The 11228-nt window shown below is 67.4% G+C and carries 11 protein-coding genes; 7 read left to right on the top strand and 4 right to left on the bottom strand.

The window, feature by feature from the left end:
* Positions 1-156 precede the first annotated feature (156 nt).
* Positions 157-699: a DUF4760 domain-containing protein gene (locus VEY12_06930; GenBank protein HYM39861.1), complete on the top strand. Its 543-nt coding sequence runs from the start codon at positions 157-159 to the stop codon at positions 697-699.
* Between the two features lie 12 nt (positions 700-711).
* Here the strand turns inward: VEY12_06930 and VEY12_06925 are convergent, their stop codons facing one another.
* Entirely contained in the window at positions 712-1239 is a 528-nt protein-coding gene (locus VEY12_06925) for a hypothetical protein (protein ID HYM39860.1), read from the bottom strand.
* A 131-nt stretch (positions 1240-1370) separates the two neighbouring features.
* On the opposite strand from VEY12_06925, the gene VEY12_06920 reads away from it, so the two are divergent.
* Positions 1371-2507 (top strand): acyl-CoA dehydrogenase family protein, encoded by a 1137-nt coding sequence (locus tag VEY12_06920; protein ID HYM39859.1) that lies wholly within the window; start codon positions 1371-1373, stop codon positions 2505-2507.
* Between the two features lie 9 nt (positions 2508-2516).
* Positions 2517-3950 carry a 4-hydroxyphenylacetate 3-hydroxylase N-terminal domain-containing protein gene (locus tag VEY12_06915; GenBank protein HYM39858.1) on the top strand — a complete coding sequence of 478 codons (1434 nt, stop codon included), beginning with the start codon at positions 2517-2519 and terminating at the stop codon, positions 3948-3950.
* Between the two features lies 1 nt (position 3951).
* On the opposite strand, the gene VEY12_06910 is transcribed toward VEY12_06915, so the two are convergent.
* Positions 3952-5931 carry a M3 family metallopeptidase gene (locus VEY12_06910; GenBank protein HYM39857.1) on the bottom strand — a complete coding sequence of 660 codons (1980 nt, stop codon included), beginning with the start codon at positions 5929-5931 and terminating at the stop codon, positions 3952-3954.
* A gap of 232 nt (positions 5932-6163) precedes the next feature.
* Between VEY12_06910 and VEY12_06905 the strand changes: the two genes are divergently transcribed.
* From VEY12_06905 to VEY12_06890, 4 genes are all read left to right on the top strand, one after another.
* Entirely contained in the window at positions 6164-7225 is a 1062-nt protein-coding gene (locus VEY12_06905; protein ID HYM39856.1) for an ATP-binding cassette domain-containing protein, read from the top strand.
* Positions 7225-8016, top strand: a complete 792-nt coding sequence (locus VEY12_06900) for an ABC transporter permease (GenBank protein HYM39855.1) — start codon at positions 7225-7227, stop codon at positions 8014-8016. The genes VEY12_06905 and VEY12_06900 overlap by 1 nt, the downstream gene beginning before the upstream one ends.
* 105 nt (positions 8017-8121) lie before the next feature.
* Positions 8122-8733 carry a hypothetical protein gene (locus VEY12_06895; protein ID HYM39854.1) on the top strand — a complete coding sequence of 204 codons (612 nt, stop codon included), beginning with the start codon at positions 8122-8124 and terminating at the stop codon, positions 8731-8733.
* A gap of 30 nt (positions 8734-8763) precedes the next feature.
* Positions 8764-9399 carry a glutathione S-transferase family protein gene (locus VEY12_06890; protein HYM39853.1) on the top strand — a complete coding sequence of 212 codons (636 nt, stop codon included), beginning with the start codon at positions 8764-8766 and terminating at the stop codon, positions 9397-9399.
* Here VEY12_06890 and hisS read toward each other — a convergent pair.
* Together hisS and VEY12_06880 are read right to left on the bottom strand one after the other, a co-directional pair.
* Positions 9391-10674: a histidine--tRNA ligase gene (hisS, locus tag VEY12_06885; protein HYM39852.1), complete on the bottom strand. Its 1284-nt coding sequence runs from the start codon at positions 10672-10674 to the stop codon at positions 9391-9393. The two genes, VEY12_06890 and hisS, sit on opposite strands and share 9 nt — an antisense overlap.
* 72 nt (positions 10675-10746) lie before the next feature.
* On the bottom strand, positions 10747-11228 hold a 482-nt coding region (locus VEY12_06880), incomplete at its 5' end, for a hypothetical protein (protein ID HYM39851.1).

Here is an 11228-nt window from a genome sequence, read left to right as displayed (position 1 = left end):
GCGGGCACGTCAAGGGACCCGAGCACCGGATTAAGCGGCGACGCCGCTGAGCCGACCTGGCCGCGGCGTAAGATCGGGGCGAGGGTTCACGGACCCAGGATGGCGGGGACAGCTTGATGTGTGGCAGGCGTTTTCGGCGCCGCCGGAGTCCCGGCCATGGTCACGCTCTCCGACATTGTCACCGTGCTGAGTGCCTCGAGTTCGATTGCGGTCATCCTCGGAGCCATCTTCATCGTGTTCCAGATGCGCCAGAACGCGAAGCTCATCGAGGCGACGCTGCGCGAGGAGCGATCCAACGTCGCCCTGTCCCTCCTGGAACGGATTACCGAGGAGTCATTCCCGCGCCGCCGCAAGCGGATGTTCGATATCCTGCAGCGGTTCCAGGCCACGAACTGGGCGGACGCGTTCGAATCCGAGGAGGACCTCGAGGTCCGCAACTTCGCGTACCTGTACGAGCTGATCGGGCTCATGGTCGAGAACGGCCTCGTGGACCTGGAGCTCGTCCTCGACACGCTGCAGTACCTCGTCGTGCGGGACTGGCAGGTCTTTGAGCCCCATGCGAAGTTCGTCACGTCGAAGTATGAGGTGCCGTTCAACGCGTGGGGACGCTTCGAGTGGCTCGCTGCGCGGGCGAAGGAGCACCTCGAGAAGGAGCACCTCAGGACCTCCGCGCCACGGCTGCGCCTTCCCGACGACTAGGGAGAATCGCGACTACCCGTCCTCGTGGCGGCGTCGCTTATCCTCGTGGAGCGCCAGGTCCTCCACCTGCTGCTTGCTCCACTCGGTCAGGACATGCTCGTCACGCCAGTAGTCCTCGTCGAGGGCCGAGCCGCGTAGGGCGAGTCCAAACGCGAGCTCGCGCTCGATGGGCAGGAGATCGGGGGCGACGGACACGAGCCGCACCCCGCCGATCGTCACGTGCCCCCGGACCACGAGCTGGCTGCCCTCCCGGATCAGCACGTTGCCGAAGTCCATCGAGGCGACCTCGTACCGATGCCCGCGGAACTCGAACACCGTGCGTTCCACGTCCGGCCGGAACGCGATGGACAGGGAGCTGCCGGGTCGCGCGATGTCGAGGACCTCTCGGTCCGGATTGTACCGGACCCGACCGGGACCTTCGGCGGGGGGCCCGCCCACGGGATACCAGCCGTCCACGGGGCGACCGACCTCAAACACACCCTCCGGGGTCCGGACCTTCCCGCGGTGCTCGAGCACTCCGATCTTCGCGATGACCGCCACGATGGCGGCTAATGCCGCGCGGGGTAAAGCCCTTGCGGGTCGTCCGGGTGCGGGCCGCGGCTGGGGTCGGACTATGCACAGTACATAGGGGACTTTCTTGCACGGGGAAACGGAGTGTGGGCGGGATTTCCATGGAGTTCGCCCCGGATCGTCGGCATGAGGAGGTGCGCCGGGAGGTCCGGCGTTTCGTCGAAGCGGAGGTGGCGCCCCACGCGGACGCGTGGGACCGGAACCGCGAGTTCCCGACGCGGGCTTGGAAGGCCCTGGCCGCGCACGGCTTGGCCGGCCTCCCGTTCCCCGAGAAGTTCGGCGGCGCGGGTCGGGATATCCTCAGCTACGTGATCGCGGTCGAGGAGATCTCCCGCGCCTCCGCCGCCTTAGGGGTCACCTTGGCGGTTCACGTGTCCTTGGCGAGCCAGCCCATCTTCAACTTCGGGACGGACGCCCAGAAGCGCCGCTTCCTGCGCCCTCTGGCCCAGGGCAAGGTGCTCGGATCCTTCTGCCTTACAGAGCCGGGTGCGGGCAGCGACGTGGCCGCCATGGAATCCAAGGCTGTGCGCCAGGGCGAAGAATTCGTCCTCACGGGCCGGAAGTACTTCATCATGAACGCGCCGGTGGCAGGCACGTTCGTCGTCTTTGCGATGACGGACAAGTCCCTCGCGCACCGCGGCATCTCCGCGTTCCTCGTTCCTCGGAAATCACCGGGCGTGCGGATCGGGAAGATTTTCGACAAGATGGGGATCCGCTCCTCGGTGACCTCGGAGGTCGTGTTCGACGAGGTCCGCGTGCCGCAGGAGAACCTGCTCGGTCGCCTCGGGGACGGGTTCCGGATTGCCATGGAGACCCTGGACTGCGGGCGCATCAGCATTGCCGCGCAGGCGGTCGGGATCGCCCAGGCGTCCCTCGATGCGGCTGTGCAGTACGCGCGTCACCGCGTCCAGTTCGGCAAGCCCATCGCGGACCTCGAGGCGATCCGGTGGATGATCGCGGACATGGCCACGGAGATCGAGGCGGCACGCCTCCTCACGTACCGGGCCGCCTGGCTCACGGACCACCACAAGAAGCACACCATGGAGGCGAGCATGGCGAAACTCTTCGCCGCCTCCGCGGCCGTGGAGGCCACGAGGAAGGCGCTCCAGATCCACGGCGGGTATGGCTACATGACGGACCTCCCGCTCGAGCGCTACTACCGGGACGCAAAGATCACGGAGATCTACGAAGGCACGTCGGTGATCCAGCGCCTCGTGATCTCGAACGAGCTCCTGTGAGGTGAGGCGATGCCCCTGAAGACGAAGGAGCGGTACCTGGAGAGCATGCGCGACCTGCACGCGGATGTGACCATGCTGGGCAAGCGCGTCCCCGACGTGACGAAGAACGGGTTCACGCGGCTCGCCCTGGAAGGCATCGGCGCGATCTACGACCTCGCGCGGGATCCCCGATACCGCGACTCCATGATCCGGCGCGAGGGCCGCGAGCCGTTCAACGTGTACTGTTCGGTCCACCGGTCCCGCGAGGACCTCGTCAACCGCGTCCGGGTCGCGCGGTTCCTCTGCCAGCGCACGGGCGTGTGCACCGCGAGCCGCTGCTGCGGCTGGGATGCGATCAACGCGCTGTGGCACACCACGTTCGAGATGGACGCGCGGAACCGCTCGGACTACCACCGCCGCCTGCAGCGGTACGTGGCCAAGGTGCGCCGCGAGGACCTCACGATCGCGGGCGCCCTGACCGACCCGAAGGGCGTGCGCTCCCTGAAGCCGAAGCACCAGCCCGACCCCGACGTCTACCTGCGGGTCGTGGAGGAAGACCGGGACGGGATCGTGATCCGCGGGGCGAAGAGCATGATCGGCGGCGCGGTGGGCTCCCATGAGATCCTCGTCCAACCTGGGGCCGCGTTCTCGGAGGCCGAGCGGGAGCACGCGGTCGCGGCGGCCGTCCCTCTGAACGCGGACGGGGTCGTCCAGGTGGTCGACCGCCAGATGGGGGACGAGCGCAAGCTCGAGGACGGGTTCGACAAGGGGAACGTGCGCTTCGGCTCGTCGGAATCCTTGGTCATCTTCGACGACGTCTTCGTGCCCCGGGATCGCGTGTTCATGTGCGGCGAGTACGACTTCACCGGGGACGCGGTTTCCAAGTTCGTCCTCCTGCACCGGATGACCCTGGGCGGGTGCCTCGCGGGATGCGGGGACGTGCTCACGGGCGCGGCCGCCCTGCTCGCGGAGTACAACGGGCTCACGCGGCAGCTCACGGACCGGTTCGTGGAGATGACCTACCTCGCCGAGTCCCTGTACGCGCAGGCGCTCGGGGCCGCGTACCAGGGGCAGGAGACGCCTTCGGGCGCCTGGTTCCCCGACCCCCTCCTCGCGAATGTGACGAAGACGAGCGTGACCCGCCTCCCGTACGAGATCCAGCGGCTGGCGGAAGACGTCGGCGGCGGGATGGTTTCCTGCATGCCCTCGGAGCGAGACCTCCGCGGCGACCGGGTCGGGGACCTCGTGGACAAGTACTATCGCGGCCTCCGGGACGTCAGCGCGGAGAAGCGGCTTCGGGCCGCGCGGCTGATTGAGAGCATGGTCTTCGGACCGGGGAAGCTGTCGACGCTCTGCATGCACGGCGGCGGGTCGCCCGCGGCCGCCTCCCTGGGAATCCGCCAGCTCGCGGACCTGGAGAGGAAGAAGGAACTCGCCCGGCGGCTGGCAGGGATCGAGGGATAACTCAGGACGCGCCCTCATTCAGCCACGCCTGGAACGCGTCGAAGCGCATGGGCCGGCCGAGGAAGCGCTTGATCATGTCCGCCGCAGGACGCGCGCTGCCCGCCTCGAGGATCTCCTTGCGGTACCGCGCGGCGACCTTCGGTTCCAGGATCGACCTGCCCTTCGCGAACTCGCTGAACAGGTCCTTCGCGATGACGAGGGACCAGAGGTACGTGTAGTATACCGCCGAGTACCCCGTGAGGTGTCCGAAGCTGCACTGGTAGTGCGTCCCGTCGTACCAGGGGACCGGGTAGTACTGCGCGTTGACCTCCTTGGCCAGCGCGGTCGTGTCGAGCCCCTTGGGGTCGCGGCTGTAGTACGCGAGGGACAAGGCGGCGAGGAAGTCCTGGCGGGAGGTCCACATGCCGCGGGCCGCGGTGCTCGCTCGCGTCATGCGCTCCACAAGCTCCTTGGGCACCGTGGCCCCGGTCGTGTGGTGCTTCGCAAAACGCGCCAGGCTCTCGTACCGGCGGGTCCACTCCTCCAGCATCTGGGACGGCGCCTCGACGAAGTCCCACTCGATCGCCTCCATGCTCGTCTTGAGCCACTTCGTGCGGCCGGACAGCATCGAATGGAGGAGGTGGCCGAACTCATGGAAGAACGCCTCGACCTCCGTGCGTTCCATGAGGGCGGGGCCCGCGGAGGTGCGGGGATCCGGGAAGTTGCACAGGAGGGCCGCCTGGGGAAGCTGGACGCCGCGGATGCCGACGACCAGGAAGAACGACGCGGCGTGGCTGAACTTGCCCTCCCGCGGGTGCAGGTCGAGGTAGAACCGACCGAGCCGCGTCCGTCCCTCGTAGACGTCGTAGACCTCCACGGACTCGTGCCAGACCGGGACGCGGGTCACGCGCCGGTACCGGAGGCCGAAGAGCCGCCCCGAGACGTCGAAGAGGCCGTCGCGGACTTTCTCGAACTGGAGGTAGGGCCGGATCTCCTGCGAGTCGAAGCGGTACTGCTCCGCCCGCCGTCGCTCGATGTAGTAGTTCGCGTCCCAGGGGTCCAGGCCCATCGCCGCGGGGACGTCCTTCTGCTTTCGCTCCACAAGCTGCGCGTAGTCTCGTTTCGTCCTCGGTCCCGCGGTGCGGGCGACCTTCTCGATGAATTCCGCGGCCGCCTTTGCCGACCCGATCATCATGTCCCCCGTCACGTACTCGGCGTAGTCCCGGTACCCCAGGAGCGTCGCCAGCTCGTGCCGCTTCTCGAGCAGGCGCGCGAGGACCTCGAGGTTCTTGGGGTAGCCGCGGTCGTAGAACTCGCGCTGCAGTCGTTGGCGGACGCTCGCCTTGGCGGCGTACTGGAACACGGGGATCGCGTCCGGGTATGCGGTCGTCAGCGTGATCTTGCCCTCCTTCGGGACGTGGCTCGCGATGAAATCGTCCGGGAGGCCTTGCAGGTCCGAAGGGTCGTCCAGATGGATGGATCGCTGGTCCTCGTTGATGTTCCGGTCGAACGTGGAGCCGATCTCGGAAATCTCGTCGTTCAGGGCTTTGATCCGGGTCCGGGTCGGCTTGTCCCGGTCCACACCGGCCCGGCGGAAGTCGCGTCGGATCTTCCAGACCGCGTACTGCGTCTCCCGATCCGCCTTCCGAACGTCGAGCTTGGCGAACGCGTCGTAGAGCGGCCGGTTCAAGCTGACTTCGGTGGACAGGCTGTCTGCGGCCAGATAGGCCTTGTTGGCGGCGTCCCGAACCGCCGCGTCCGTGTGTGCGTTGAAGAGGAGCTGTGTCTGGAGGGCGACCAAGCTGATTCGATTCGACAGCTCGTTGAAGGGGACGAGGGTGTTCGCAACGCTCCGTTTTCCTTTCACGTTGACCGTCTTTGCGAGGATGGAGCGGGCCTCGTCGAGCAGCCGGCTCGCTTCGCGCGTGACCTGCTCGGGTGTCTTCAGGAACAAGAGCGTGGGATCCGTGAGTTCGGTCCCGATGTGTGTCTTACCAGGCATCCTGCCTCGCCCCCCGTTCGAGCGGCCGCGAACCGGGCCGCCTGGATAAGTACCTATCTTCCCCGCAAGACCGTCGCCGCCATACGACGGGTGGCGGGAGATGGAGGTCGGCGGGCAACGGCCATGTCGCCGCGTGAATTTCGGCGAGCTTAAATCCTTCCGATGGCTGAACGCGGCGATGAGCGCTCAGGCTGAGCAATCTCTGCCCCCCGCTTCGGCGGTTCGCCCGTCCGTGAGCAAGCCGGCGGCCGCCGCCGCCACGGGCCGGAAGGTCATCACCAAGACCGATGCCATCCTCCTAGTCAAGGACCTCAAAAAGACGTTCGACCCAGATGTCCGCGCGGTGGACGGAATCTCGTTCTATGTGAAGCGAGGCGAGGTCTTCGGCTTCTTATGCCCCAATGGCGCCGGGAAGAGCACCACGATCAAGATCATCACGACGCTCCTCCAGAAGACCGCGGGGACCGTGTTCGTGGACGGACTCGACCTGGAGGGGGAGCCCGCCAAGATTCGCGAGATCATCGGGTACGCCGCCCAGGACGTCGGGGTCGACGACGACCTCACGGGCCGAGAGAACCTGCGGCTCCAGGCGCGGTTCTACCACATCCCTCGCGCGGAGATGGACCCGCGGGTCAATCTGATCATCAAGACCGTAGGCCTCGAGGACGCCGCCGACCGGCGCGCCGGAACGTACTCCGGGGGCATGCGCCGTCGGCTCGATCTCGCGATGGCCCTGATCTCGAAGCCCAAGCTCCTGTTCCTCGACGAACCCACGACGGGGCTGGATCCCCAGAACCGGATCTCGGTCTGGAACTACATCAAGTCCCTCAATGACCAGGGGATGACGATCTTCCTCACGACCCAGTACATGGAGGAGGCGGACCGCCTGTGCGACCGCCTCTGCATCATCGACCTGGGGAAGATCGTGGCCCAGGGAACGCCGGCCTCCTTGAAGGCGGAGATCGGTGCCGACGTGATCCAGATCGCGCTCAAGTCGGACGGCGCGAAGAACGTGCGCGACGTCGCACGCGAAGGCCTACGGCGCATCCCGGGGATCCAGGAAGTCCAGAACTACGACGCTGGCGTGACCGTGTACGCGAAGAGCGGACCGAGCCTGGTGCCGCAGATCGTGCGCATGCTCGACGACGTGGGCGTCCAGATTTCCCAGCTGACCCTGTCCGCGCCCTCCCTGGACGACGTGTTCCTGAAGCACACGGGCCACCAGATGCGCTCCGAGGAAGTGAAGCCGCCGAGCCGGATGATGTGGGGCGCCCGCCGAAGGAGGGCGATGTGATGAGCTTCACGAACTACGTGTCCGAGGTGAACGGCATCTTCGGCCGCTGGATCAAGAAGACCCTGCGGCGGCCCCAGTTCCTGTTCTTCAGCCTCGTGCAGCCCGTGGTCTGGTTCGTCCTCTTCACCCAGGCGTTCCAGTCAATCGCGAGCGTCCCGGGCTTCTCCCAAGTCGCGAAGACCTCCTCCTACGTGACGTTTTTCAGTGCCGCGGTCATCATCCAGACCGTGATCTCCTCCGCCATGCAGTCCGGGATGGGCATGGTCACGGACCTGGAGAGCGGCTACATGGACAAGATGCGGGTCGCTCCGATCCACCGCTCCGCGATCCTCATGGGGAAGGTCCTCAGCGACGGTACGCGGATCGTGATCCAGACGATCGTGATCTTGATCTTGGGCTTCCTCCTCGGCGTCACGATCGCGTCGGGCATCGGGGGCCTGCTGATCCTCCTCGCGCTCGCGATGGCCTTCGGGATCGCCTGGTCGGGCATCTCGACGTTCATCGGCCTCGCGACCAAGAACTCCGAGGCCACGCTGATGATCAGCCTCCTGACCACGTTCCCCCTCCTGTTCCTGTCCACCGCGATGATGCCCAAGGTCTTCCTCCCCTCGTGGGTGCAGACCGTGGCCACGTACAACCCGATGAGCTACATCGCGGACGCCCTCCACGCCCTCGTGATTACGGGTTTCGATTGGACGCTCCTGTCCTACGCCGCGCTCACAATCTTGGCGGTCGGGGCGCTCAGCTTGACCGCGACGACCTCCATGTTCCGCCGCACGGTCTCGGGCTGAGCTTGCGCCGGGGCAGGGCAATCCTCAAGCCCAAGCCCTGGATGGCCTAGGACTCGGGGGCCCGGTGCGATCGGCGACAATGAGCGGCGAGGGATCGGGGCCGGTTTGCCTCTCCGGCTGGTGCTGGCCGCCCTCGTGCCGTTGCTCATCGTGACGCCGCTGCGGCTGCTCCGGTTTCCGGACGACGATCCGCTGACCATGGTCGTCCTCGGTCCCGCGTTTGAGGAGAGCCTCAAGCTCACGGCGACCCTGCTCGTCCTTCTCCTGGCGTCCGCGGTGCTCCGGGGCGGCCGCGACCCCGCGCTCGCCTTGCGGTACTGGCTCTTCCTGGCCCCCTGGGCGGTGGGAGGGCTGTTCGGGCTCTTGGAGGGGCTCGCGTTCTACCCGGGCCAGGGCGGGGCCGACTTCACGCTGCGGGAGGTCGCCCACGCCACGTTCGTCGCCTTGGCGCTCGGGGCCGCGTTGGGCGTCTGGCGCTCCCTGGAGGCGCCCCTCTTCGGCATCGGGTTCGGATTCGGAGCCGGGTTCGCGGCGCACATCCTCTTCAATGGCCTCGGCCTCCTGGCGACGTTTGCCGGCGTCACGTTTGCGGACCAGGTCGTCTACCTCGCTGCCCTCGTCGTCCTCTCGGTCGCGGTGCTGTCCCGGGAGGTCCGGGCGGATCCCGGGTCGCGCGTAGCCCGCTCCTTTCTCCCGTTACCGGTTCGACGGCTCTAGCCTTAAGTGCCGAACGGCGTCTCCCGGGCCATGGCCTCCCGACCCAAGCTGTACACGGAGCCTTTCAGCCACTATTGCGTCGCGGCGGAGCGGATGCTCGCGTTCAAGAAGATCGCCTTCGACCCCGTGGATGTCCCGTACCACGACAAGCGCGCGCTGATCGCCGCGACGGGCCAGGACTACGTGCCCACGCTGGTGTGGGAGGGCAAGCCTGTGTTCTGGTACGACATCCCCGACTTCCTGGAGGCGCGGGTACCCAAGCCCACGCTCTATCCAAGGGGGCAGAAGGGCCTGGCGATCGTCCTCGAGCACTGGGGCCACCAGGTCCTCGAGGAGCGCGTGTGGCGGTATGTCGTCACCAAGGTGCTGCCGAAGCTACGGGACGACCACGAGCGGTGGGTCTTCGAGGAGATGCAGACTCGTGCCCGCGGACCTTGGCATGTGCTCGAGATGCGCCGCGGGGAGTTCCGCGAGGACATGGAGACGCACCTGGCCATGGTGGACGCCATCTTGGACGGCCGCGATTGGCTCCTGGGCGAGCCGAGCCTCGCGGACTTCGGGATCTACGGCGGGATGTACCCTCTCCTGTTCGTGGGCGAGAAGGTGCCCGCGAAGCTGACGCGGCTCGCGAGCTGGGCGGACCGAATCGGGAAGCTGTCAGCCTGACGACGCCTCCGCCGCGCGGATCTCTTCGACGAGGATGCCCACAGGGACCTCGCGCTGCTCCCCCGTCTTCAGGTTGCGGAGCCCGACCTTCTCCGCCTTGAGCTCCCGCTCGCCGACCAGGACGGCGAATCGCGCGCGGGTCGCGTTCGCGTAATCCAGGTTCTTGGAGGGACCGCGACCCACGAGATCGATATCGGCCTGGAGGCCCGCGGCGCGCAGCGTGGTTAGGATCTCCACGGCTCGCCCCCGCGTGGACTCCCCGATGGGCACGATGTACGCGTCGATGCCCGCGGTGGGCGGGAAGACGTTTTCCGCCTCGGCCGCGAGGACGAGGCGGTCCACCCCGAGCGCGAAGCCCGTCTGAGCCACAGGCTCGCCGCCGAAGAGTTCCGCGAGCATGTAGGCACCGCCCCCGCCGACCTGCTTCTCGGCTCCCAGGTTCGGGGAGTCGAGCTCGAAGACGAGACCCGTGTAGTAGTCGAGCCCGCGGACCACGCCCATGTCGAACTCGTACTCGGAAGGCAGGATGCCGTAGCGCGACAGCTGGGTGGCGACGTGTTTGAGATAGCCGAACGCGTCGGTCCCTTTGCCGCCGAGGACGGTCTGGGCCTCGTCCAGAACCGCCGCGTCGCCGTGGAGGGCGGCCATGCGCCGCAACGGCGCGACGAGCTCGGACTGCCCCAGTCGCCTGAGTTCGTCCTCAAGCGCGGGGAAGTTCTTCTTGTCCAGCGCGTGGAGCACCCTCGCCTGGTCGGCGGGACCGAAGGGGAGGAAGGCGCGCAGCATCCCGATGTGCCCGATCCGGGCCTTGATCTGCTTGAGGCCGATCGCGCGCATGGTCTCGATCGCCAGCGCGATCACCTCGGCGTCGGAGGCGAGCGTCGCGCCCCCGATGATCTCCGCGTCGAGCTGCTCGAACTCCCGGTATCGGCCCTTCTGCGGCTCCTCGTACCGGAAGGCGGGGCCGTAGCAGTACACCTTCACGGGCTTCGGCAGGCTCCGCAGCTCCGCAACGTAGAAGCGAAGAATCGGGGCGGTGAACTCGGGGCGCAGGGCGATGTCCCGCCCTCCCTTGTCCTTGAACGCGTAGAGCTCCTCGACCACACCGGGTCCCGACTTCGCGGTGAAGAGGTCGAGGGACTCGAAGATCGGCGTCTGGATCTCGCGGAAGCCGAAGCCCGCCGCGGTCCGCACGAACGCGGACTCGACGAAGCGGCGCTTGGCCATGTCCTCGGGACCCCAGTCGTTCGTCCCGCGCGGCCGCTCGAACGCCATGATGCGGGCCGAACAAGGCCACCCGCCATAAACGTTTGGGGCCACCGCGGAGTCCCGGCCCAGCGCCGACGCTCACGCGAACATGCCCGGCCGCCAGGGGAGCCCGAATACGTCCCGGACCGTCTCCGCCCCGAGCCCGTGGAACAGATGCTCCATGCGCCGCCGGTCCCCGCGGGGGACATGGAGCACGATGGCCCCGAACGTCCGCGCGGTCTCCGCGAGGCGCGCCTCCGCGATCGGGAGGGGATCCGCCGCCGGACGGTCCCGTGCCAGGATCACGACGGTCACCTTGCCGAGTATCCTGGTCGCGACCGAGAGCCAGTACCCCAGCTCCTCCACGCTCCGGGTTTCCGACAGGTCGCACGCCGCGAGGATGGTCTTCGCGCCGCGGCAGTAGGCGCGGAGCTGGCGCTTGTTGTAGAAGCGGCGCCCGGCGATGTCCCATACCGTGAACACGAGATGCACGTCGGCCCCCGAGTCCGACACCTCGGCCGTTTCGTGCCGGGTCCTGACCTTGGCTCCGAGGTGCTCACGGTTCGTGTCAGGCACGCCGT

Source organism: Thermoplasmata archaeon (assembly GCA_035632695.1).
Lineage (GTDB): Archaea > Thermoplasmatota > Thermoplasmata > RBG-16-68-12 > RBG-16-68-12 > RBG-16-68-12.
The sequence above is the reverse complement of the archived record's forward strand: the minus strand, read 5'-3'. Positions and strand labels throughout refer to the sequence as shown.

Excerpts from the sequence above, each read along its gene's own strand:
- VEY12_06930 (HYM39861.1), top strand. The coding sequence starts at position 157 with ATGGTCACGCTCTCCGACATTGTCACCGTGCTGAGTGCCTCGAGTTCG.
- VEY12_06920 (HYM39859.1), top strand. The coding sequence starts at position 1,371 with ATGGAGTTCGCCCCGGATCGTCGGCATGAGGAGGTGCGCCGGGAGGTC.
- VEY12_06915 (HYM39858.1), top strand. The coding sequence starts at position 2,517 with ATGCCCCTGAAGACGAAGGAGCGGTACCTGGAGAGCATGCGCGACCTG.
- VEY12_06910 (HYM39857.1), bottom strand. The coding sequence starts at position 5,931 with ATGCCTGGTAAGACACACATCGGGACCGAACTCACGGATCCCACGCTC.
- VEY12_06900 (HYM39855.1), top strand. The coding sequence starts at position 7,225 with ATGAGCTTCACGAACTACGTGTCCGAGGTGAACGGCATCTTCGGCCGC.
- VEY12_06890 (HYM39853.1), top strand. The coding sequence starts at position 8,764 with ATGGCCTCCCGACCCAAGCTGTACACGGAGCCTTTCAGCCACTATTGC.
- hisS (HYM39852.1), bottom strand. The coding sequence starts at position 10,674 with ATGGCGTTCGAGCGGCCGCGCGGGACGAACGACTGGGGTCCCGAGGAC.